Raw genomic sequence first — 24,224 nt, forward strand, 5'->3', positions numbered from 1 at the left:
ACCGCGGCACGGGTGCTCGGCCCCGGACCGCCCCCGCGGCACGGGTGCTCAGCGTTCGAGGAACGCGAACAGCTCCTCCCAGCGGCGCAGCGTCTCCGGCTCGGAGAACCGCTGGACGCCGGACCGGGCGCGCGCCCCCATCGCGTCGCGCAGGCGGGGGTTGCCGGTGAGCCGCAGCAGCCGGTCCGCGAGGGCGTCGACGTCCCCGGCGGGGGCCAGGAGCCCGTCCTCGCCGTCGCGGACGATCTCGCGGACGCCGGGCGCGCAGTCGAAGGCCGCGCAGGGCACGCCGCTGGCCATCGCCTCCAGCAGGGCGAGCGGGAAGCCCTCGCCGCGGGAGGACTGCACGAAGACGGACGCGTCGGCGAGGGCCCCCTCCACGTCGTCGGTGCGGCCCATCCACTCCACGGAACCGTCGAGGCCGAGGCCTGTGCACTGGGCCTTGAGCGCGGCTTCGTCCTCGCCCGCCCCGTAGACGCGCAGCCGCCAGTCGGGGCGGGCGGGGGCGACCAGCGCCCAGGTGTCCAGGAGGAGGTCGATGCCCTTCTGGTCGCTGAGCCGCCCGATACTGGCGACCGTCCTCCCGCTGCGCGGGGAGGGGACGGCGGGGAGGCGGGCGAGGGCGTTGGGCAGGAAGCCGACGTTGTTCATGCCGTCCCCGGCCCACCGGTCGGCGTCCTCCTCGGTGAGGACGAGCCAGTGGTCGAGGTCCTTGTAGTGGTTCTTGATCCAGCGGTAGCGGTGGCTCGCGCGGGAGTAGTCGTAGGACTCGTGGCTCATCCCGATGACGCGCAGCCCGGTGGTGTCGGCCTCCCCGACCCATTCCATCGCCCAGACCTGGGTGACGATGACGACCGCGCCGGGGCGGGCCCCGGCGAAGATCCCGGAGAGCCGGGCGACCGCCCGTTTCTTCGCGGCGGCCCGGGCGGCCTCCTTGCGCCGGGTGGGGAGGCGGAAGCGGTCGCGGACGCCGTGGGGCGTCCAGGGGGTCGGGGGGTGGGCGGGGTAGAGGGCGGTGACGGGGTGGGCGGGCTGCTCGGGCAGCGCCATCTTCAGGTCGGAGGCGTGGATGCCGATGGCGTGGACCCGGTGGCCGCGGTCGGCGAAGAGGCGGGCGGTCTGGTGCATCCAGCCGGTGACGCCGCCGAGTTCGTCGGTGCTGTTGGAGACGATGAAGATGTCGCGGCTCATCGGCCGGCCCCCCGGTCGTGGTCGGTGATGTGGCGGGCGTCCCGGCAGACCTTGGGCCCGAAGACGGCGGCGACGGTCCTGCGGGCGGCGTCGCCCCGGTCGTAGGGCCCGAACCGCCGGACGAACTCCCGGCGCCGGTCGGCCCACCGGACATCGGTCCTCTTCAGCTCCGCGAGGATCTCGAACAGTTCCTCCCGGGTCGCGGCGACCGGCCCCGGCGCCTTCTCCCGCAGGTCGAAGTAGCTGCCGCGCTCGGCCGCGTACGCGTCGAGGTCGGGGGCGAACAGCACGACGGGCCGGTCCAGGAGGGCGAAGTCGAACATGATGGAGGAGTAGTCGGTGATCAACACGTCGGTGATCGCGAGGAGTTCGCTGGTGTCGTGGTGGCGGGAGACGTCCACGACGGTTCCGGGCGGACAGACGGGCAGCCGCGCGGACTCCAGGTAGTGGGAGCGCACCAGCAGGGTGTGGGTGTCGCCGAACCGCTCGGCGAACTCCCTTACGTCCAGCAGGAGTCGGCTCCTGTGCTGCTTGCCGGGCCCGCCCCGGAAGGTCGGGGCGTACAGCACGGTCCTGCGGTGGTCGTCCAGCCCCAGTTCCGCCGCGAGCGCCGGGCGGGGCAGCCGTCCTTCGGTCTCCGCCCGGTGGCGCTCGGCGATCAGGGCGTCGTTGCGCGGGTAGCCGGTGCGCAGGAGGCGTTCCTCCGGGAGGCGGTAGGCGCGGGCGAGGGTGGCCACGTCGTGCTCGGAGCGGACGAGGAAGTGGTCGAAGCGGTCCACGGCCTGTCGGAGCCGGTCGCGCTGCGGGGCGTTCTGGAGCCGTACGCGGGTCTCGTCGAAGCCCATCCGCTTGTACGCGGAGCCGTGCCAGGTCTGGAGGTACGTGGTGTGCCGGGGCTTGCGCAGGTGCTGCGGGAAGCCCTGGTTGTCGACCCAGTACTCGGCGCGGGCCAGCGCCCACAGATAGCGCCAGGACCAGCGGCGTACGAGGCGGGCGCCGTCCGGGAAACCGGCCGGGGAGGGGTCGTAGGACCAGGTGGCGCGGAGCTTCAGGCGTTGGCGACGGATCTCCTCGTACAGGGCGCGCGGGCTGTCGCCGTAGCAGGTGCCCATGTGGCTCTCGAAGACGACGGAGCCCCGGCGGACGGGGAGGCGGGTGAGCCAGGTGTTGTAGACGGGGGCCTTGAAGCCGCGGGAGCGGTAGCGGTCCAGCCGCTTGCGCAGGGCCCGGACGAGGAGCTTGGCCTTGCGGGCGGGGCGGAAGCGGGTGGCGTAGCGGACCAGGCGGTGGACGGTGCGGGCCGGGCGGCGGCGGGCGGTCAGCCGGAGCGCGAAGTGGTCCTTGAGCGTGACGTAGGGCTCCCAGGTGTCCCCGGCGAGCCGCCCCAGGCGGGGGCGGGCGGCGAACCGGTCCCCCGGCGCCACCTGGTCCTGCGGGGCGAACAGATCGCTGACGGACCGGGGGCCGTCGGCGCCCCCCGCCCGCACGGTCAGCCGCGCGTCCCACGCCGTGTCGCGGAGGCCGAGGGGGCGCAGGCGGCGCGTGACGTCGATCCGCGCGCGCCACGTGATCCCGTCGCCGTCGTGGCGGACGTCCTCGACCGGGAACGCGACGGCGCGCGCCCCGCCCCGGGCCCGGAACTCCAGGGTTGCGGCGAGGGGGTCGCCGGGGCCGGGGCCGGTGTGGCCGGGCAGTACGAGGCGGCCTTCGAGCAGCAGGTCCCCCTCCTCGGCGGCGGCGCGGGTGAGCCGGTTCATCAGCCGCATCTCGCCGAACCTGCGGTACTGGTGGCCGAGGCCGGTGACGTCGAAGGCGGGGTCCTCCGGGTCGCCGCCCCAGGCGATCCGCCCGCCCGGCCCCGCCGTCAGGGGCGCGCACACGATGGCGGGCCGGCTCAGCGCGTAGGCCGCGGCGAGGACCCCTTCGGCGTCGCCCCGGGCCAGCAGGGCGACGGCGACCCGCTCCAGCGGCGGCAGCTCCGGCACGCCCGAGCGGAAGGGCCCGGTCAGCACGCGGGCGGCGGTGGCGGCGGCCCGCTCGCGGCGGGCGGCGGGCAGCCGGGGGAAGGACCGGGCGAGCGGCACCAGGTGGTCGCGGGCGAACGCCGTCTCCCGTTCCGCCCGCAGGCCGGGCAGTCCGTGGGCGAGGAGGGTGTTGGCGACCCGGTGGTGGGCCTCGACGAGGGCGGCGAGGTCGCGGGCCCGGTCCGGGACGGCCCGGCCGGTCACGATCAACCGGCGGACCAGGGCGATCCGGCCGACCGAGGCGGCGGCGAGCGGCCCGAACAGGATCTCGCCGTGCGCCAGGTCCTCCTCGTACCGCAGCCCGTGCCGCCGGGCGGCCTCGCGACGCAGGCAGAAACCGGTCACCAGGGCGTCCCTGACCACGAGCCCGGGCGCCTCGGTGAAGCGGTTGAGGGTGCGGGAGCGGGCGTACAACTCGCCCTGCCAGGACGGCTCCCGCTCCTTGCCGCCCTCGTCGGCGGCCCGGCTCCAGCGACCGGCGACCAGGTCGGCGCGGCTGGTCTCGCCGGCCTGCCAGAGGTTGCGGCAGGCGTGGAGGTGGAGGCGTTCGCCGGGGGCGAGGACCAGGAGGTACCGGCCGGTCGCGGCGTCGAGGCCCGCGTTGCGCAGGGCCCCGGCGGTGCGGGCCGCGGGGTCGGCGTGGACGAGGCGGACCCGGTCGGGGGACCGGTCCGCGAGGGCGCGGGCGGCGGTGCGGACGGCCGGGTCGGCGGTGGAGGCGAGGACCACGACGGCCTCGGACCCGCGCAGCGACTGGCCGAGCACGGACGCGACGGAGGCACGCAGGGCGTCCGCGCCGCCCGGCCCTTCGCCCTCGCCGGTGATGACGCAGCTGAAGTCGCTCACGCCTCTCCCCCCTCGGGCGTCCGGTCTCCCTTGAGCATCCGGTCGACGACCGCGGCGGCGGCGGTCCCGTCGTCGAGGTCGCAGAACGCCTCGCGGAACCGTTCGTAGGCGTCGCGGTGCCCGGCGGTGGCGGCCTCCGGGTCGCGCAGGGCGGCGACGACGCCGGCGGAGTCGGGGATCAGGGGCCCGGGGGCGCGGCGCTCGAAGTCGAAGCAGAAGCCGCGCAGGGTGTCGCGGTAGTGGGCCAGGTCGTGGGTGTGGAAGAGCATGGGGCGGCCGGTCTGTGCGAAGTCGAACATGATCGAGGAGTAGTCCGTCACCAAGACGTCGCTGACCAGCAGCAGTTCGGCCGCGTCCGGATAGCGGGAGACGTCCCGGACGAACGCGGTGTCGGGGACGCTCCCGCCGACGAGGTAGTGCCGCCGGACCAGCAGGACGTGGTCGTCGCCGAGGGCCCGGCGGGCCTGTTCCAGGTCCAGGGGGAGGTCGGGGGCGTACCGCCCGCCCTGCCGGGGCCGGTCCTCGCGCCAGGTGGGGGCGTACAGGACCACCCGCCGCCCCTCGGGGATCGCGAGCCTCTCCCGTACGGCGGCGGCGACCTTGCCCCGGTCGGGGGCGTACAGCAGGTCGTTGCGCGGGTAGCCGCACTCCAGGACCTCGCCGGAGTAGCCGAAGGCGCGGCGCAGGACCGGGGTGGAGAAGCTGTTGGGGGAGACCAGGACGTTCCACTGGGCGGACCGGTGCTCCATGGACGCCATGTAGGCGGCGTCCGCGTGCGGGGTGCCCGCGAGGTCGCGGCCGATGCGCTTGAGGGGGGTGCCGTGCCAGGTCTGGACGACGCACTGCCCCTCGGCGCGCTCGAACCACTGCGGCAGGTGGGTGTTGGTGACGATCCACCGGCTGCGGGCCAGCGCCTCGTGCCATTCCGCGCTGTGCAGGGCGATGGGCCGGACCCCTTCGGGTACGGCGGCCTGCTGGTCGCGTACCACCCACAGGTACTCGATGTCCCTTCCGCGCGCCGCCAGTTCGCGGTGGACGGCGCGCGGCGAGTCGGAGAACTGGCGGCCGTCGAAACTGGAGAGGAGGACGGCGGGGCGCAGTTCGTCCGCCGCGCGGGCCCGGAGCGCGGCGTACCGTTCGCGCTGGACCCGCTGTCCGTACGCGCCCCGCTCCGCGGCGGGGAGGGCGCTGCCGGACTCCAGGACGAGCCGGTCGTGGTAGCGCCGCTGGAGGACGAAGTCCCGCCCGCCGACGTGCTCGCGCCTCGGCAGGGAACGGTGGAGGGCCGTGCTCGGGCGGAGCGGCCGGTACGCCTCCGGGGACCGCTCCCCCGGTACGCGCAGGAAGAGGTACCAGCGCCCCTCGGCCAACGGCAGGGCTCCGCCGAGTCCTTCGACGGCGGCGGGGGCGAGCACGGCGCGGAAGCCGTCGCCGTCCGCCCGTTCCAGGGGGACGGCGGCCTCCTCGTGGTGGCCGCTGTGGCGCAGGACGAGTTCATGGGCGGCGCCGGTGGGCTCGGGGAAGGTTCCCGCGAGGACCAGTGCGCCCGGCTCCGCCCAGTCGGCGGAGGTGACGACGGGCTGGACGGGCCGGTCGGTGAGGACGAGGTCGCCGGAGGGGTTGGGGGCCGCGGACAGCTCCCGCCCGCCCGGCAGCGGATAGCGCCCGTCCGGCCCCTCCGGCCGGGCGGCGACCGTCAGCGGCCGTCCCTCCGTGACGAGGCGGACGCCCCAGACGTCGTCCTCGCCCCGGAAGGCGCTGAGCGGGACGTCGGCCGAACGGGTGCCGGCAGAGCCGCGCAGGGCGAACTCCCGGGTCTCCTTGGTGCGCCACTCGGTGAGCCGGAGGGCGACCGGTCCGGCGGTCCCGAGGATCTTCACCTCCAGGCGCACCGCGTCCCCGACCGCCGACTGCCCGGTCAGGACGGCGTCCACGCGTTCGGTGCGCAGCTCCAGTTTGTTGCCGGAGAGGACGGGGACGACCCGGGTCCGCTCGTCGGTGTACACCACGGCGGGCGGGGCCGGGGCGCCCACGAGCCGCATCGGCCCCCGGCGCGGGCGGCCCGCGCCGACGACGAGGGCCTCCAGCTTCCAGGTCGTGCGCCCGGGGCCCGCGGCGCCCCTGCCGGCCTTCGCCGCGAGGGCGCGCGGGTCGACGACGGCCTCGAAACCGGCGCGGTCGTAGCGGTGCAGGGAGCGGCCGGAGCGGGCGGTGGCCTCCTCGCCGCCGACGGGGCGCAGCCGCAGGGGGACGAGCCGTTTCCCGGCGCGCAGCCAGCCGATCCGGGGCGGTCCGCCGGGGGCGTTGCGCACATAGGCGTACCCGGTGAGGCGCAGCAGTCCGTCCCGCCAGACGGCCTCGGTGAGGTGGGCGTGGACGGGCAGGTCGGCGGAGGTCAGGGCGGTGGCGGCGGGCGGCAGCGGGGTACGGACGGCCGGGTGGTGGGCGCGGGGGCGGAGCCGTCCGCGGACGTGGAAGGCGTCCCGGTCCTCCTTCTCGTCCGCGAGGAGGGCGAGGAGTTCGGGGAGGCGGCGTTCGCGGATGAGCTGCCACTTGACCCGCAGGTGCAGGGGCAGGGATGCGAGGACGCCCGGCTCGACGGTGGCGGCGAAAGCGCCCGCGTGCTCCAGGAAGGCCTCGTGGAACTCCGCGTCGCCGTCCGGCAGGGCTTCGATGAACAGCCACAGGTCCCCGGAGAGGGCGTGCGCGTCGTACCGCCGCTTGGCCTCGGCCGCTCCCTTCGCCCCGCCCGTTCCCGCCGCTTCGAAACGCCCGGCGAGGAAGCGGCTGACGGTGGTGACGGCGGTGACCCGGTCGCGGATGCCCCGGGGCACGGCCCGCCGGGTGGTGATCGAGCCGTCGCGGTCGCGCCAGTGGTAGACGGGCTCCTCGACGACGTCCACCGACCGGGCCAGGAAGTGGGCGGGCAGGACGACGGCGATGTCCTCGTACAGCACGCCGGTGGGGAAGGCGAAGGCGTGCTCGTCCCAGAAGGCGCGGCGGAAGACCTTGTTGCAGGCGATGCGGTCCCCGAGCAGGATCCAGTCCCGCGTGACGTGGGTGGCCCGGCGCGCCTTCTCCATCGGCTTGCGGAACATCGGGGACTGCTCCAGCTCTCCGCCGGCCCGTAGCCGCAGCACGTTGCCGGTGGCGAAGTCGGAGGCGGAGGCGTCGAGTTCGGCCAGCATCCGGGCGTACGCGCCGGGCGGCACGACGTCGTCGCTGTCGACGAACGCCAGGAACTCCGCTTCGGGGCAGGCCTCGCGGATCCCGGTGTTGCGGGCCGCGCCGAGTCCGGCGTTCTCCTGCCGGATCAGCCGGAATCGGGGGTCGCGTTCGGTGAACTCCCGGGCGATCTCCGGGCCTTGGTCCGTGGAGCCGTCGTCGACGAGAACGACCTCCAGGTCGGGCATGGTCTGCTCGGCGAGCGAGGTCAGGCAGGCACCGAGGTACTCCTCGACGTTGTAGAGGGGGACGACGACGGTGAGACGGGGTGCCATCGCGGCGCACGATCCTTCCGGGGCGGACGACATCGGGGCGGATGAGCGTCGGTGGGCGGGGGTTCCGGCCCGGGGCGGGTGGGCCTTCGGGCACGGGATGCCACGGACGCGACGGGGCTTCGGGGCCGTTCGGGTCCACCGGGTACAACCCGCGCAGGATGGCCGGGTCACCCGAGGGGGTCCGTTCGGGTGACGGAGAGGGCGGAGTCACGCTCCCGGGGGCGCGCCCGGAGCGTGTTCGAGCCCCGTACCGGGAGGGGCACGGGGCTCGGTGCTCGGCGCGGCCCCGGAAAGGGGGGCGGGTCAGGGTTTGACGGCGATCCGGCCCTCGTCCATGCGGAGCAGGAGCAGCCGCTCCCCGGTCTTCTCCAGGAACTCGTCGACGGCCTGCCGCGACCCCTGCCAGTAGCCGTAGTCGTCGATCAGGAGCACCCCGCCGGGGACCAACCGGTCGTACAGGTGCTCCAGTTCGTGCTTGGTGGAGGCGTACCAGTCGGTGTCCAGGCGCAGGATCGCGATCTGCTCGGGGGCCTGGCCGGGAACGGTGTCCTCGACCCGGCCCCGTACGTAGTGCACGCGCTCCTTCGGGTACGGGACCTCCTCGAACCCCGCCTTGACGTCCTCCAGCGAGGCGACCGCCCAGATCGGCCGGTCCTTGCCCTGGGCGTCCAGCAGCTCCTGGGCCGTCCGACCGTCGCGCCGCAGGTCCTCGGCGGTGGGCGGGGTCATGCCCTCGTACGTGTCGAAGAGGTACAGGTCGCGCTCGGTCTCCCCGACGGACAGCAGGGTGCGGGCGCAGGCCTGCATGGAGCCGCCGCGCCAGACGCCGCACTCCACGACGGCGCCGGGGATGCCGTGCCGGGCGATGTACCGGGTGGCGAGGATGAAGGCGTTGAGCCGCTCCGGGGAGGTCATCGAGTACGGCTTGACCGCGCGGATGACGTCCTTCGCCTCGTCGTCGTAGTCCGCCGGGAACGCGGGGGCCGGCTTCTTCGCCTTGGGCCGCGCGGGGGCGGGGGCCGCCGGAGCGGGCGGCGCCGGGGCGGGGGCGGTGCGGGCGGCGGGCACGGTGACGCGCCTGAGCTGGTATCCGGTGAGCTGCTGAAGGACGCCGTTGACGGCGTTGCGCCAAGCCATGCCCCGGGACAGTACGCGCGCTTTGCGCCACATGTCATCTTTCGTCAACCTGCCATTGATCGGGGCGGCTCCTGTTCGAGTGAGGCCGTCTGCGCGGGCACGGACTTCGGACGGCCGCACTGTTCGCGGCCGTCCACCGGCGGGGGCAGCGGCACGCCGTCCACGCCGCCGACCCGGTTGGCCCACCAGACGGCCACCTCCCGCACCGCGAACATGGTCAGGCGGGGATAGCGCTCGGGCTTGCGGAAGACGCCCACGGAGTCGCCCCAGTAGGCGGCCTTCCCGTCGATGGCCCGGTAGTCGTGCCAGATGCCCTGCCGCGGCGGGAAGTCGGTGTACGCCTCGCGCAGTTCGAGCCGGGTGTGGGCGGCGAGGGCCCGGAAGCCGTCCGGGTAGTAGCGCCAGCAGTCCTGGGCGTCGTGGACGTGGCCGCGCGAGGGGGCGGTGATGAACGCGTGGCCGCCGGGCTTGAGCACCCGGGCGATCTCCAGCATCGAGGCCCAGAAGAACGGGATGTGCTCGAACGCCTGCCCGGACAGCACGACGTCGGCGCTGTTGGAGCGGGCCGGGATGCGGTACGGCTTCGCCATCACGGCGTCCACGTTGGGGCCGTCCTGCACGTCGACCCCGAAGTAGTCGACGGGGTGGCCGGCGAGGAGCGCCCGATGGGTGCGGGTCTGCTTGCCGGAGACGCGGGAGCCGAGGTCGACGACCCGGTACGTGCCGCTCCGGCGGGCGCCCCTGCCGGACGCGGGCCCCTCGACGGGCCCTTCGACGGGCAGGTACTCCTTGATGCAGAGTTCCATCTGCTCGTAGGCGGACCGGTGCATGGACGTCTCCCAACATGGCGGGGCGAGCGGGCTGTGGGGCTCAACGACCGTGCGGGGCGGAGGAATCGGGACCGGCGGCCGAATGAGCCATCCGGGTGGCGGTGCGGCCGGGGCCCTCTTCGGGCCGGGCGAAGAAGTGCCGTACGACGCGTTCGGCCGCGCGCCCGTCGTCGTACGGGCAGAACCGCTCACGGAACGCGGCGCGCAGCACGGCCGCCTCCGGCGAACACCACTCCCCCGTGCGGAACACGTCGGCCAGCTCGGCCGGGGTGGTGGTGACCGGTCCGGGGGTGTCGCCGGGACGGCCGGAGAGCAGGTCGAAGTAGGTCCCGCGTGCGGCCCGGTAGGCGGGCCAGTCGGGGGCGTGGACGACGATCGGGCGGTCCAGGCAGGCGTAGTCGAAGGTTAGGGAGGAGTAGTCGGTGATCAACGCGTCGGCGGCCAGGCACAGTTCTTCGACACGGGGGTGCCCGGTGACGTCGAGGACCCGCGACGCCCCGGGCGCGACGGCCCCGGCGTTCCGCCCGTAGAAGTAGTGGGCCCGCACCAGCACCACGTAGTCCGGACCCAGTTCGCGCGCCAGCCGCTCCGGGTCCAGGTCGGGGACGAAGCCCTCCCGGTAGTCGCGGTGGGTCGGGGCGTACAGCAGGGCGACCTGCCCCTCGGCGATGCCCAGTCCGGCCCGGATCCTCGCGATCTCCTCGGAAGTGGCGGTGAAGTACACGTCGTTGCGCGGATACCCGAGGTCGAGCCGCTCGTAGTCGCCCGGGTAGACGCGGTCCCAGACCCCGGTGGAGTGCGGGTTGGCGGAGAGGCTGGCGTCCCACTGGCCGACGTGGGCGAGGATCTTGCCGAAGTCGGTCTTCCGGGCGAGGGCGGGGTACGCGCGCTGGTCGAGCCCCATGGTCTTGAGGGGGGTTCCGTGGTGGGTCTGGAGGTAGCGCTGGCCGGGCCGTTTGACGAAACCGCCGGGGAAGCTGGAGTTGTTGACCAGGTAGGTGGCCGTGGCCATGGCCCGCCAGTAGGCGCGCGAGCCCTCGACGACGTACGGCGTACCGGGCGGCATCCGGTCGCGGTGCCGGGAGGAGACCACCCACAACCCCCTGATGTGGGGTGCCAGTTCGCGCGCCTTGGCGTGGATCGCGGCGGGATTGCAGGCGACGCCCCGGTTCCAGTACGCCCCGTAGACCGCGAGGCCGGGGTCGAGCGGGCGGCGCAGGTCGGTGCGGTAGACGGCCCGCAGGGCGTGGCTGCGGACATACCGCTTCACGGCGGCTCGGGTGGGCATGGGAGCCGAGCGTACTGGCGGGGCCGGACGGCGGGCGGGCCGCGTTCACCCGTTCGGGTCAGCGTCGGTGACCCCGGGACCGGCCCCGTGTTGACCAGGACATGAAGCCACTCCTCAGCGTCGTCGTCCCCGTCCACAACGTGGAGGGCTACCTCCAGGACTGCCTGCGGTCGGTGGCGGACCAGACCCTCGAAGCGATCGAGGTGATCATGGTCGACGACGGCTCGACGGACGCCAGCGGCCGGATCGCGGCGGAGTTCGCCGCCCGGGACGACCGCTTCCGGCTGGTGCGGCAGGAGAACGCGGGGCTGAGCGCGGCCCGCAACACCGGCGTACGGCACACCACTCCCACCGTTCCGTACCTGGCGTTCGCGGACAGCGACGACGTCGTCGTGCACGACGCGTACGAGCGGATGACGGCCTCGCTGGAGTCGACCGGCTCCGACCTGGCGACCGGCAACGTGTGGCGGCTGACCGGGCGGGGGCGGCAGCAGGCGTGGCAGTACCGCTGGCTGACCGGCCCCCGGCCGCGTACCCACATCACCCGGGATCCGCGCCTGCTGGCCGACCGGGTGGCGTGGAACAAGGTGTTCCGCCGCTCCTTCTGGGACGCGCACGCCTTCGCCTTCCCCGAGGACAGGCTGTACGAGGACACCCCGGTGATGATCCCCGCGCACTACCTCGCCGGGGCCGTCGACGTCCTGCACGAGCACGTCTACTACTGGCGGGTGCGGGAGGGCTCGATCACCCGGCGGCGCACGGACGTCACGGGCGTACGGGACCGGATCGCCGCGTGCGAGCAGGTCAGCGCGTTCCTCGGCCGTCGGGACGCGGCACACCGGCGGGCCTACGACGCGTCCTGCCTGCGGGACGACTTCGGGTACTTCCTGGACGGCCTGCCGATGGGGGGCGCGGCCTACCGGGCGGCGTTCCTGGAGGGCGCGGGAGCCTTCGTCGACCGGGCGGGCGAGAGGGTGCTGGAGGGGCTGCCGGTGGAGCTGCGCGTCAAGTGGTCGCTGGTGCGGGAGCGGCGCATGGAGGAGCTGCTGGACCTGCTGGTCTTCGAACGGGCCAACGGGGCAGGCGTGTTCGCCGTCGAAGGGCCGCCGGGCCGACGACGGGCGGTGTACCCCGGCGTGCGCGGCGCGAGCGCCCGGCTCGCCCGCACGGACATCCCTGCCGTGGCGCGGCTCCTGGAGGCGCGGTGGGACGCGGACGGGAAGCTGCGGCTGCGCGGGTACGCCTATCTGCGCAACCTTCCCGCCGGTTCGGCGCACCGGCGGCTGACGGTGGGCGTGGTCCGGGCGGAGCGGGGCTCCCGGGTGCGGACGGTGCCGGTGCGGACCGTGGAGGCGCCCGAGGCGACGGTCGACTCCGGCCAGGAGCTGCACGGTTACGACCACGCGGGCTTCGAGATGGTCCTCGACCCGGGCCGGCTGCCCGCGACGGCGGAGGGCGGCTGGCTGGTGGGGCTGGTCCTCGCGGCCCCCGGGGCGGTACGCCGGGTCGCGGTCCGCGCCCGGGACGCGGGTGCGGACCAGCCGTCGGCACACGACCTGGGCGACGGACGACGGGCGGTGCTCGACTACCGGGGCGGCCGGCTCCGGCTGACCGTGTCCCCTCTGCGGGCCCGGGCGGACTCCCACCGGGCGGTCGGGGCGGCGGGGGAGGCCCTGGAGATCAGGGGCCGGCTGTTCGACGGGGTGAGGCCGACGGCGCTGCTGCTGGCCGGGGAGGGCGAGGGGGGCGACGAGGAGCGTTCCTGCCCCGTGGAGTACGCGGCGGATGCCGGTGGCGGTGCGGGGGGTGAGGACGGCGGCGAGGGAGCGGGCGGGGTCGCGTTCACCGTGCGCGTGCCGCTGGCCGAGCTGGCCGCCGTCCCGCCCGCTCCGCGCCGCGCCCCCCGCGAGGTCGAGGAGGAGGGCGGGACGCGGTGGCGGGCCCGGTTGCTGCTGCCGGACGGCGAGCGCGTCCCGCTGCCCGCCGCCCCGCACCTGCCGCCGCCCGCGCACGCGGACGCCGCGGGCGACCTGGTGCTGGACCCGGCGGGCCACCCGTACGCGGACCGCGTGGAGCTCACCCGGGAGGGGGGCCTGCGCATCTCGGGGACGTACGCGCCGGGGGCGCACGGGACGGGAAGGTGCACGCCGGGGGCGGCGGTCGCGCCCGGCAGCCGCCTCGTCCTGCGCCACGAGACGCTGCACGAGGAGGTGAGGGTCACGGAGGCCGCCGTGGACACGGAGGCCGGCGCGGACGCGGAGCCCGCCGTGGTCACGGAGGCCGTGGACGGTCCGGGTCCGGACGGCCTCCGGCACCCGGCCCCGGCCCCGGGCGGCCGTCGCCGCCGGTTCTCCGCCCTGATCGCGCCACCCCTCGCCGAGGGCCGCTGGGAGGTCCGCCTGGACGGTCTCCCCGTACGCGTCCTCGGCCCGCTCGCCGCGCCGTGGCCCGGCGCCGGGAGCGGGACCGCGCTGCGCCCGGAGCGGCGGCACGGAGACCGGCTGACCGTCGTCGCGGAACCCGGGCCCTCGGCCGCCGCCGGGCGGAGCGCGTACGGCAGGCGGCTCCTGCGCGCCGCGCACCACCCCGACCGGCGCACGCCCGCCCCGCGCCTCCCCGCCCGGCGTGCGCCGGGGAGGCCTCAGCTCCGGGACGCCGTCCTCTACGCGGGCGGCGACTCCCCGCGCGCCGTGCACGCCGAGCTGGTGCGCCGGGGCACGGAGGTCGAGCACCTGTGGACCACCGGCGCCGCCCCCGGCCGCACCACCCCCGTGCCGCCCGGCGCGCGGGCCGTCCCCGTGCACAGCGCCGACTGGTACGAGGCGCTGGCCCGCGCCCGCCGGATCGTCACGGACGGGCAGCTGCCCGCGTGGTTCGAACGGCGTCCCGGGCAGACGGTCGTCCAGACCTGGCACGGCACCCCGCTCGGCCGGTTCGGCGTCGGCCTGGCGGACACCCTTTACGCCGATCACCAGTACCTCGCCACCCTGCCGCAGCGGTCGGCCCAGTGGTCGGTCCTGATCTCCCCGAGCCGTTTCGCGACCCCGTGGCTGCGCCGGTCGCTCCGGTACGGGGGCGAGGTGCTGGAGGCCGGGTCGCCCGCCAACGACGTGCTGTTCCCGCCCGACCGGGACAAGGCCGCGGAGGAGGTCCGGCGCGGGCTCGGGGTGCCGGAGGGCCACCGCGTCGTGCTGTACGCCCCGACCTACCGCGACCACCTGGCCCACCCCCCGTCCGCCTCCCCGGACCGCACGGCCCCCGGCCCGTACCGCTGGGATCCGGCGCTCGACCCGCACGCGCTGGCCCGCGCGCTCGGCCCCGGCCACACGGTGCTGGTCCGCCGCCACCCCCTGGTCACCGGCGGGCTCCAGGACGGTCCCGGCGTGCTCGACGTGTCCGGACACCCGGGGGCGGCGGCCCTGCTCCTGGTCGCCGACGTCCTGGTGACGGACTACGCGGGGCTGATGTTCGACTTCGCTCTGACGGGCCGGCCGATGCTCTTCCACGCGTACGACCTGGAGCACTACCGCGACACCGTGCGCGGTTTCTGCCTGGACTTCGAGACCCGTGCGCCGGGGCCGCTGCTGGTCACGACGGACGAGGTGGCGCAGGCGCTGCGCGGTATCCGGGCGGTGGCGGCGCGGCACGCGGACGCCTACGCGAGCTTCCGCCGCGACTTCTGCGACCTGGACGACGGCGGCGCGGCGGCCCGGGTCGCGGACCGGCTGCTGGCGGACCCGGCGTAGCGCGCCCGCGGCTGCGGGCTCCCGCCCGCGAGCCCGTCGCACCGGCCCGGACGCCGCCCCGGCGATCCGCGGCGCGGAATCCCTCGGACGGGTGGCTGCGGGGAGAGCGGGCGCGTCGCACGGAACCCATGGGGTGTGCCCCTCTTCTCCGCTGCCTCCGCCCCGTCCTCCGCCCCCGATCTCCCGCCCGTCGCGACCGAGGGCGGCGGGACCGGCAAGGCCGCCGGGCCGCCCCTGTGGCTCCCCTCGCCGTACCTCGTGCTGGGCGGCCTGCTGTGGGCGGTGCTGTCCGCGGCGGCCTGGCGGGCCCCGCTGTGCTGCGAGGCCGGGCTCCAGGCGGCGATCGTCGAGCGGCTGCGGACGAGCCTGCTGCACCCGGCGTTCCCGATGACGGACCTGCCCGCCGTCGCGAGCGCGCACTACTCCCCGTACGCGCTGCTCCAGGGGCTGACGGCCCGCGCGACCGGGTTCTCCGGGCCGTCCGTCGTCGCGCTGGCCGCCTCGGCGAACCTGCTGCTCCTGCTCACCGGGATCGGACGGCTCACCCGGCTGCTGACCCCGAACCGCTGGGCGCCGGTCCTCGTGCTGGCGCCGCTGGCCCTGGTCCACTGGGCGGACCCGGCCCGCTGGAGCGCGCCGAGCACGTTCGCGGTGGCGGTGACCCTGCACCTGTGGGCGTGGACCGGTCGCGTGGCCGTCCGGTCCCCGCGCCCGGGCGCACCGAGGCCCGGCCGGACGCCCACGTGGTTCGAGGCGGCCGGGATCGGCGTGCTGCTCGGGCTCGTCCTGCTGGTCCATCCGCCCACGGCGATCGGCGCGGCCATCGGCTGCCTCGCCCTGATCGCGGTGCGGACGCGGACCCGGATCAGGCCGGTCGTGTGGCGGTGGGCGTCCGCCGCGGTGTGCGCGGTGGCCGTGGCGGCGGCGTGGCCGTACTACAACGGGCTCACCGCCCCGCGCACTCCACCCGAGGGCAGGACCACGCGGCCTCCGGCGATGGAGGGGGTCCGGGCGGCCGGGGAGCCGTACACCTGGGCGACGGCGTACGTGCCCCCGGGCGAGGTGGTCCTGACGGACAGCCGCCCGGCGATGTACGCGCTGGCCGGGCACGGGGCGTACGTCCTGGCCGACGCGCTGCCGGACGCGGGCCTGGCGGCCGCGGAGCGGCGGGAGCGGAGCCGGGCGGTGGCCGCCTACCTCGACACGGCGACCCCGCAGGCCCGGCGGGACGGGATCACTGGCCGGTACGGGGTGCGGTGGCTGCTGCTCACCCGTGAGCAGCGGCTGCCCGAGAACGCGACGGTGCTCGCGTTCAGCCCGCGCACGGGCGAGGTGCTGGCCCGGGTGCCGGCGGGCTGAGGGCTGTCCCGCGATTCCCGGTGGATCGGCGCGCGGCGTCGGACGCGGTGCACCGCAAGGCGGAGGGGCATCCGCATACCGGACGTACGGGGATGTTCCGACAACGCGGCGAGGCGCCGTAGCCGTCGTCGCGCGCCCGCCGGGAATCGCGGGACAGCCCTTAGGGGGTCTCCGTCGGCTCGTGGCCGGGGTGCTTGAGGGCGGCGACCGCCGATGCGGCCAGGTCGTCCAGGTACCCCTGCGGCAGCTCGCCGCGCACGACGACGAGCCGCCAGTACAGCGGGCCGACGATGAGGTCGAGCGCCCGGTCCGGATCGCTCCCCCGCGGTAGTTCGCCGCGGGCCACCGCCTCCCGGACCACCACGGCGGCGACGCCCTGCTGCTGGTCCAGGAGGGCGGCCTTGATCGCCTCGGAGATCTCCGGGTTGCGGGCCGCCTCCACCAGCAGGTCCGGGATGACCTGCGAGGCGACGGGGTGGCGCAGGGCGTAGGCGGCCAGTTCGAGGACGGCGCGCACGTCCCCGTACAGCGAACCGGTGGCGGGGGCGGGCATCCCCTGGGCGGCGACGGCCGCGACCAGGTCGAGGACGAGCGCCAGCTTGGACTTCCAGCGGCGGTACACGGCGGTCTTGCCGACCCCCGCGCGCCGGGCGATGCCCTCGATGGACATCCGGGCGAACCCCACGGCGGCGAGTTCCTCGAAGACGGCGGCACGGATGGCGTCCGTCACGTCCTCCCGCAGGACGGCGGCGCCCGCGGGGGCTCGGCGACGGGTTCCCCGTTCGGTGGTCATGGCCCGCATGATAGTCCGCCGCGACGAAACGGTTGCGTTGCGACGTAGAAGCGTCCTACCCTCGGCGTTACGACGATACGGTCCCGTCCCTACGGGGGCGTCCCCACGGGACCGTGTCGTTCCCCCTGCTCCACCCCTCCCCCTCTCCGCCCGATTCCCGACTCCCCCGCCCCTCTTCCCGCGTCCCCCTCCCCCCTCCCCTCCCCCTCCCCTCCCGCTTCCATCGAAAGCGATCGTTCGTGGTGAGCCAGACAGCAGCCCCACCGTCCTCGGCGCCGTCTCCGGCGAGCGCCTTCGACCAGTCCCCTCCCACCTACGCCCCCGGCGAGCTGGCGGCCCTGGCCGCCCGGCACGGCCTGACGGTCAGCGGGGCCCGGCCCTCCCTGCCCGCCTACGTCCGGCAGCTGTGGGGGCGGCGGCACTTCATCACGGCCTTCGCGACGGCCAAACTGACGGCCCAGTACAGCCAGGCGAAACTCGGCCAGATCTGGCAGATCATGACGCCGCTGCTGAACGCCGCGGTCTACTACTTCATCTTCGGCGTCCTCATGGACACCCGGCGCGGGGTGGAGGACTTCGTCCCGTTCCTGGTCACCGGGGTCTTCATCTGGACCTTCACCAGCAGCTCCATCACCGCCGGCACCCGGGCCGTCAGCGGCAACATCGGCCTGGTGCGGGCCCTGCACTTCCCGCGCGCCTCGCTGCCGGTGGCGCTGGCGCTCCAGCAGCTCCAGCAACTGCTGTTCTCGCTGGGCGCGCTGGCCCTGATCCTGCTGGTGTTCGGCCAGTACCCGCGCCCGGCCTGGCTGCTCGCCGTCCCGGCACTGGCGCTCCAGGCGCTGTTCAACACCGGCTTGTCGATGGCCATGGCCCGGCTGACCGCGCGAACCCCGGACATCGCCCAGCTGACCCCATTCGTGCTGCGGACCTGGATGTACGCGTCGGGCGTCATGTGGAGCCTGGACCACCTGCTGGCGGGCGACCGGGTGCCACGCGCGGTGCTGGTGGTGCTGGAGTACAACCCGGCGGCGCTCTTCATCAACCTCGTGCGGTACGCGCTCATCGACAGTTACTCCTGGGAGCAGCTGCCGCCCTTCGCCTGGGCGGCGGCGGCCGGCTGGGCGCTGCTGTGCGGCGTGGCGGGATTCGTGTACTTCTGGAAGGCCGAGGAGACGTACGGACGTGGCTGACGCCGAGGACATCCCCGAGGACCCGCGGGTTCCGACCGTCGTCGTCGACGACGTCCACATCACCTACACGGTCAACGGCGCGCGTACGGGCAGGGGTAGCGCGACCTCGGCGCTCAGCCGGCTCACCTCGCGCCGCCGTACCCCCGGCGCACGCGAGGTGCACGCCGTGAAGGGGGTGAGCTTCGCCGCGTACAAGGGTGAGGCCATCGGCCTGATCGGCTCCAACGGCTCCGGCAAGTCGACGCTGCTCAAGGCGATCGCGGGCCTGCTCCCGCCGAGCCGGGGCAGGGTCCACACCCAGGGTCAGCCGTCGCTGCTCGGCGTGAACGCGGCGCTGATGGGCGACCTGACCGGCGAGCGCAACGTGGTGCTGGGCGGGCTCGCGATGGGCATGACGCGCGCGCAGATCCGCGAACGCTACGACGCCATCGTCGACTTCTCCGGCATCAACGAGAAGGGCGACTTCATCACCCTGCCGATGCGCACGTACTCCTCGGGCATGGGCGCGCGGCTCCGCTTCTCCATCGCGGCGGCCAAGAGCCACGACGTGCTCCTGATCGACGAGGCGCTGTCCACGGGCGACGCGAAGTTCCAGCGCCGCAGCAAGGACCGCATCCAGGAGCTGCGCGCCGAGGCGGGCACGGTGTTCCTCGTCAGCCACAGCAACAAGTCGATCACCGAGACCTGTGACCGGGCCCTGTGGCTGGAGGCGGGCACTCTGAGGATGGACGGCCCGGCCAAGGACGTGGTGAAGGCGTACGAGGCCTTCACGAAGCGCAAGTAACCCCCGGCCCCGGTCCCGGCCCGGCCGCATCCGGGGCCCCGGCGGCCGGGGCGCCCGTTCGGTCCGCCCGGCGGCCGGGAGCGGCTTCCTCCGTCCGCCCGGCACATGAGGGCGAGGGCCCACGCCGAGGGGCCGGCACCCCGTCGGGTGCCGGCCCCTCGGACGTACCGGGGCTTACGCGTGCGTGCGCAGGAGCGTCCGCATCGTCCGCATCGCCACCGACAGGTTCGCCAGGTCGAACGCGTCCGACCCCTGGATCTCCTCCAGCGTCGCCCGCGAGCGGGCCAGGATCGCCGCGTTCTTCTCCTCCCACGCCCGGAACCGCTCCTCCGGCGTGGACGAGCCGTTGCCCACGCTGAGCACGTCCGAGGTGAGCGCCGCGTGCGCCGCGTACAGGTCCTCGCGGATGGAGGCCCGGGCCATCGACTGCCAGCGGTCGTCCCGGGGCAGCTCGATGATCCGGTCCATGAGCTGGGTGATCCGCAGCCGGTCCGCGAGGTCGTAGTAGACCTCGGCGACCTCCAGCGGCTCCTTGCCCGTGCGGTCGGCGATGGCCACGATGTCCAGCGCCGGGAAGGCCGAGGAGAACCCGGCGACCCGCACGGCCAGCTCGTCCGGCACGCCCGCGGCCGTCAGCTCCTCCAGGATCGAGTGGTACCAGTCCAGGTCCGCGCCCTTGAGCAGCTTGGGCAGCTCGTCCCAGACCCGCGCCACGCCGTCCCGGAAGCTCCCGATGGTCTCCGCGATGGCGACGGGCTGCGGCCGGTTGCCCAGCAGCCAGCGTGAACCGCGCTCGACCAGCCGCCGCGAGTGCAGCCGGATCCGGGTCTGGACGTCGGCGGCGACCTTGTTGTCGAGCGCCTCGACGGCGTCCCACACCTGGGAGAGGCCGAAGATCTCACGGGCGGTGAACTGGGCCCGCACGATCTCCTCGATCGACGCCCCGGTCTCCTCCCGCAGCCGGTGCAGGAACGTCGAACCGGCGGTGTTCACCGTGTCGTTGACCAGGACCGTCGTGATGATCTCCCGGCGCAGCGCGTGCCCGTCGACCGCCTCGGGGAACCGCTCGCGCAGCTGGCTGGGGAAGTAGGCGTGGACCAGCTTCTGCAGGTGCGGGTCGTCCGGCAGCACGGTGGAGATCAGCTCGTCCGCCGCCGTGATCTTCGTGTAGGCGATCAGGACGGCCAACTCGGGCTGGGTGAGCCCCTTCCCGTTGTTCAGCAGCTCCCGGATGTGCCGGTCGGCGGGCAGGAACTCCAGGGCCCGGTCGAGCGCGCCGTCGCGCTCCAGGCGGCGCATGAAGCGCTGCTGGGCGTGGAGCAGGGACGGGGCCTGGGCGGAGGCGTTGGAGAGCGCGACGTTCTGCGCGTAGTTGTTGCGCAGGACGAGCGCGCCGACCTCGTCGGTCATCTCCGCGAGCAGCTTGTTGCGCTGCTTGACGGTCATGTCGCCGTCGCGGACCAGGCCGTTGAGCAGGATCTTGATGTTCACCTCGTGGTCGGAGGTGTCCACACCGGCGCTGTTGTCGATCGCGTCGGTGTTGATCCGGCCGCCGCTGCGCGCGAACTCGATCCGTCCGAGCTGGGTCGCGCCGAGGTTGCCGCCCTCGCCGACGACCTTGGCCCGCAGGTCCTCGCCGTTGACGCGGATCGCGTCGTTGGCCTTGTCCCCGACGTCGGCGTTCGACTCGGAGACGGCCTTGACGTACGTGCCGATGCCGCCGTTCCACACCAGGTCCACGGGGGCCTTGAGGATGGCCTGCATCAGGTCGGCGGGCGTCATCTTGCTCACCGACGCGTCGATGCCGAGCGCCTCGCGGACGTGCGGGTTGAGCGGGATCGACTTGGCGCTGCGCGGGTGGACGCCGCCGCCCGCCGAGAGCAGGCCCTTGTCGTAGTCGGCCCAGGAGCTGCGCGGCAGGTCGAACAGGCGGCGCCGCTCGGCGTAGGACGTGGCGGCGTCCGGGTTCGGGTCGAGGAAGATGTGCCGGTGGTCGAAGGCGGCGACCAGGCGGATGTGCTCGGAGAGCAGCATGCCGTTGCCGAAGACGTCGCCGGACATGTCGCCGACGCCCACCACGGTGAAGTCCTCGGTCTGGGTGTCGTGGCCCAGCTCCCGGAAGTGCCGCTTGACCGACTCCCAGGCGCCCCGGGCGGTGATGCCCATGCCCTTGTGGTCGTAGCCGGCCGAGCCGCCGGAGGCGAACGCGTCCCCGAGCCAGAAGCCGTAGGCGACGGCGACCTCGTTGGCGATGTCGGAGAAGCTCGCGGTGCCCTTGTCGGCGGCGACGACGAGGTAGGTGTCGTCCTCGTCGTGCCGGACGACGTCGGCGGGCGGCACGACCTCGCCGGCCACCATGTTGTCGGTGATGTCCAGCAGCGCCGAGATGAACGTGCGGTACGCGGCGATGCCCTCGGCGAGCCAGGCGTCCCGGTCCACGGACGGGTCCGGGAGCTGCTTGGCGACGAAGCCGCCCTTGGCGCCGACGGGCACGATGACGGTGTTCTTCACCATCTGCGCCTTGACCAGCCCGAGGATCTCCGTGCGGAAGTCCTCGCGCCGGTCCGACCAGCGCAGACCGCCGCGCGCGACCTTGCCGAAGCGCAGGTGGACGCCTTCCACCCGCGGCGAGTAGACCCAGATCTCGAACGCCGGGCGGGGCGCGGGCAGATCCGGGATGGCCTGCGGGTCGAACTTCATCGAGACGTACGAGTGGGGCGTGCCCTCGTCCGTCCTCTGGAAGAAGTTGGTGCGCAGGGTGGCCTTGATGACGGTGAGGAAGGAGCGCAGGATGCGGTCCTCGTCGAGCGAGGCGACCTGGTCCAGGGCCCCGTCCAACTCCTCCAGGAGCCCGTCGGTCAGCTCGGTTCCGGCGCTCTGGCGGCCGGGCGACATGCGGGCCTCGAAGAGCGAGACGAGCAGGCGGGTGGTGTGGACGTTGTTGCGGAGCGTGGACTCCATGTAGTCCTGGCTGAACGTCGAACCGGCCTGCCGCAGGTACTTGGCGTACGCGCGCAGCACCATGGCCTGCCGCCAGGAGAGCCCGGCCCCCAGGACCAGCGCGTTGAAGCCGTCGTTCTCCGCCTCGCCCTTCCAGACGGCGGCGAACGCCTCCTGGAAGCGGGTGCGGGCGTCGTCGGCGAGGTGGCCGCCATTGCCCTCGGCCACCGGCATCCGCAGCCCGAAGTCGTAGATCCAGGCGTGCGTGCGGTCGGCGCAGCGCAGCTCGTACGGACGCTCGTCGACGACCTCGACGCCGAGCTGCTGGAGCGCCGGCAGGACGGCGGAGAGGGAGACCTGCTCACCGGTCCGGTAGATCTTGAAGCGGCGCTCGCCGGGGCCCGCGCCGACCGGCTCGTACAGGCTGAGGGCGAAGTCCTTCTCGCCCTCCTTGAGGGTTTCCAGGTGGACCAGGTCGGCGACGGCGGCGCGCGGCGAGTGGTCGGCCTTGTAACCCTCGGGGAAGGAGTGGCCGTACTGGCGCTGGAGCTCCGCGCCGCGCTCCTCGCCCAACTCGGCGGTGAGCGCCTCCTGGAAGCCGTCGGCCCAGGAGCGGGCGGCCTCCACGAGGCGGGCCTCGATGCGGTCGGCGTCGGCGTCGGTCAGGTGCGGCAGCTCGGTGCCGACCGGGACGCGGACGACGAAGTGCAGGCGGGAGAGGATCGACTCGGTGTTCCAGGCGGTGAAGTCGACGCTGGTGCCGCCGAGCTCCTCCTTGAGGATGTCGATCAGCCGCAGGCGCACGCCGGTGGTGTAACGGTCGCGCGGGAGGTAGACGATCGCGGAGTAGTAGCGCCCGTACTCGTCCTGGCGCAGGTAGAGCCGCAGCCGGCGACGCTCCTGGAGGTAGAGGACGGAGGTCACCACGGAGCGGAGCTGGTCGACGGGCGTCTGGAACAGCTCGTCGCGCGGGTAGGTCTCCAGGATCTGGAGCAGGTCGCGGCCGTCGTGGCTGTTGTACGAGAAGCCGGCGCCCTCGACGACCTCGGCGACCTTGCGGCGGATGACGGGCACCCGGCGCACGGACTCGGTGTAGGCGGCGGAGGAGAACAGCCCGAGGAAGCGGCGCTCGCCGACCACGTTGCCCTTGGCGTCGAACTTCTTCACGCCGACGTAGTCGAGGTAGCTGGGGCGGTGCACGGTGGCCCGGCTGTTGGCCTTCGTCAGGACGAGGAGCTTGTGCTCACGGGCCTTGGCGCGGGCGTCGGCGGGCAGCCGGTCGAAGGACGGGCTGACGGGGTGGGCCTCGTCCTCGCTGTGGTGCGGGTCGGAGCGCAGGATGCCGAGCCCGGTGCCGGGCACGGCGGCCAGGGCGTCGCTGTCCTTCAGCTCGTACTCGCGGTAGCCGAGGAAGGTGAAGTGGTCGGCGGCCAGCCAGCGCAGCAGCTCGCGGGCCTCCTCGACCTCCTCGTCGGCGAGGTCGTCGAGCGGTTCGCCGGGCAGGTCGTCGGCGATCCGGAGGGCGGCCTCGCGCATCTTCTGCCAGTCCTCGACGGCCTCGCGCACGTCGGACAGGACGCGGCGCAGGTCCGAGGTGATCTGCTGGAGGTCCGCGCGGTCGGTCTCGCGGTCGATCTCGACGTGGATCCAGGACTCGACGAGCGCGTCGTGCGGCAGCTCCGCCTTCGCCCCGGGCTTCGGGGCGCCGGGGCCGCCGGAAAGGATCTCGATGAGCCGGCCGGCGACGTCGCGGCGGACGGTGACCTGCGGGTGGATCACGACGTGGATGCCGCGCCCCTGCCGGGACAGCTCGTTGGTGACGGAGTCCACCAGGAAGGGCATGTCGTCGGTGACGACCTCGACGACGGAGTGGCTGCAGGTCCAGCCGTTCTCCTCGACGGTCGGGGTGTGCACCCGGACGTTGGCGGTGCCCTGCGGACGGTTCTCCGCCAACCGGTAGTGCGAGGCGGCGGCGCCGAAGACGTCGACCGGGTCACGGCCGCCGAGGTCCTCCGGAGCCGTGTGCAGGTAGTAACGCTGGAGGTAGGCGAGCACGGTCTCCTCGCCGGTGGAGGCGCTCTCATCGGCCCCGGCGGTCCTCGCCCGGGGGGCGCCTCCCGGCCCGTCGACACCACCGCCCGGACCGTTTTCAGCTACCTTGGCGGCCCCTTCGAGCAGCTCGGCCTTGGCTTCGTCCAGCTTGGTCTGCATGTCCTCTGGCTCCTGTCGCGCGCCGTTGCGTGACGTAGGTGAGAAAAGCGGTGTACCGCCACGACGCGGGGTTTCCGGTCTGGGTCGACGTTGTGCCGCTTCGAGAGATACCCCGGACCGTACGGGCCGTGGTCGGCAGGGGGACCGGGGTCGGGAGATCGCGGATCGCCCGGGTGCTGTGGCACTCCGGGCGGCAGGCGGGGGCTTCGCTGCCCCCGAGGCGTATCGCGCTGATCACGGCACCAGGCTATCGCCCTCGGGGCCCGTCACGTCATGAGCTGCTTGTGTACAAAAGAACCCCCCGAACTTTGACACTCCGGACAGTGCGCGACGCCCTCCACCGGTCCTCGTTCCCCGCCGTCGACCCGCCACTCCCCGCCGAACG

12 protein-coding genes are annotated in these 24,224 nt (G+C 74.1%); 4 read left to right on the top strand and 8 right to left on the bottom strand.

The features are described 5' to 3' along the window. Nucleotides 1–48 precede the first annotated feature (48 nt). From AMK24_RS08455 to AMK24_RS08480, 6 genes are all read right to left on the bottom strand, one after another. A complete protein-coding gene (locus tag AMK24_RS08455) occupies nt 49–1,191 on the bottom strand; it encodes a glycosyltransferase (protein WP_073766607.1) in 1,143 nt (380 codons plus the stop codon). Next, nucleotides 1,188–4,061: a bifunctional glycosyltransferase/CDP-glycerol:glycerophosphate glycerophosphotransferase gene (locus AMK24_RS08460; protein WP_073766609.1), complete on the bottom strand. Its 2,874-nt coding sequence runs from the start codon at nt 4,059–4,061 to the stop codon at nt 1,188–1,190. The genes AMK24_RS08455 and AMK24_RS08460 overlap by 4 nt, the downstream gene beginning before the upstream one ends. Then, nucleotides 4,058–7,561, bottom strand: coding sequence for a bifunctional glycosyltransferase/CDP-glycerol:glycerophosphate glycerophosphotransferase (locus tag AMK24_RS08465; RefSeq protein ID WP_073766611.1), 3,504 nt, complete (start codon nt 7,559–7,561; stop codon nt 4,058–4,060). The genes AMK24_RS08460 and AMK24_RS08465 overlap by 4 nt, the downstream gene beginning before the upstream one ends. 303 nt (nt 7,562–7,864) lie before the next feature. Continuing rightward, nucleotides 7,865–8,731 carry a TylF/MycF/NovP-related O-methyltransferase gene (locus AMK24_RS08470; protein ID WP_199876398.1) on the bottom strand — a complete coding sequence of 289 codons (867 nt, stop codon included), beginning with the start codon at nt 8,729–8,731 and terminating at the stop codon, nt 7,865–7,867. An 11-nt stretch (nt 8,732–8,742) separates the two neighbouring features. Next, the gene (locus AMK24_RS08475; protein ID WP_073766613.1) at nt 8,743–9,528 is read right to left on the bottom strand and encodes a methyltransferase domain-containing protein; all 786 of its coding nucleotides are present in this window, start codon (nt 9,526–9,528) and stop codon (nt 8,743–8,745) included. A gap of 40 nt (nt 9,529–9,568) precedes the next feature. Next, nucleotides 9,569–10,816: a CDP-glycerol glycerophosphotransferase family protein gene (locus AMK24_RS08480; RefSeq protein WP_079190459.1), complete on the bottom strand. Its 1,248-nt coding sequence runs from the start codon at nt 10,814–10,816 to the stop codon at nt 9,569–9,571. Nucleotides 10,817–10,917: 101 nt separating this feature from the next. Between AMK24_RS08480 and AMK24_RS08485 the strand changes: the two genes are divergently transcribed. Beyond that, on the top strand, nt 10,918–14,562 hold the full coding sequence (locus AMK24_RS08485) for a CDP-glycerol glycerophosphotransferase family protein (RefSeq protein ID WP_073766615.1): 3,645 nt from the start codon (nt 10,918–10,920) through the stop codon (nt 14,560–14,562). Nucleotides 14,563–14,697: 135 nt separating this feature from the next. Then, on the top strand, nt 14,698–15,921 hold the full coding sequence (locus AMK24_RS08490) for a hypothetical protein (protein WP_073766617.1): 1,224 nt from the start codon (nt 14,698–14,700) through the stop codon (nt 15,919–15,921). A gap of 160 nt (nt 15,922–16,081) precedes the next feature. Here AMK24_RS08490 and AMK24_RS08495 read toward each other — a convergent pair whose 3' ends face one another. Then, entirely contained in the window at nt 16,082–16,714 is a 633-nt protein-coding gene (locus AMK24_RS08495) for a TetR/AcrR family transcriptional regulator (RefSeq protein ID WP_199876389.1), read from the bottom strand. A gap of 239 nt (nt 16,715–16,953) precedes the next feature. Between AMK24_RS08495 and AMK24_RS08500 the strand changes: the two genes are divergently transcribed. Beyond that, nucleotides 16,954–17,904, top strand: a complete 951-nt coding sequence (locus tag AMK24_RS08500) for an ABC transporter permease (protein WP_073766619.1) — start codon at nt 16,954–16,956, stop codon at nt 17,902–17,904. After that, a complete protein-coding gene (locus tag AMK24_RS08505) occupies nt 17,897–18,688 on the top strand; it encodes an ABC transporter ATP-binding protein (protein ID WP_073766621.1) in 792 nt (263 codons plus the stop codon). The genes AMK24_RS08500 and AMK24_RS08505 overlap by 8 nt, the downstream gene beginning before the upstream one ends. A gap of 174 nt (nt 18,689–18,862) precedes the next feature. Here AMK24_RS08505 and AMK24_RS08510 read toward each other — a convergent pair whose 3' ends face one another. Further along, a complete protein-coding gene (locus AMK24_RS08510; protein WP_073766623.1) occupies nt 18,863–23,839 on the bottom strand; it encodes an NAD-glutamate dehydrogenase in 4,977 nt (1,658 codons plus the stop codon). Nucleotides 23,840–24,224 lie beyond the last annotated feature (385 nt).

It is taken from the genome of Streptomyces sp. CB02366 (assembly GCF_001905905.1).
In the GTDB taxonomy this organism is placed as follows: Bacteria; Actinomycetota; Actinomycetes; order Streptomycetales; family Streptomycetaceae; genus Streptomyces.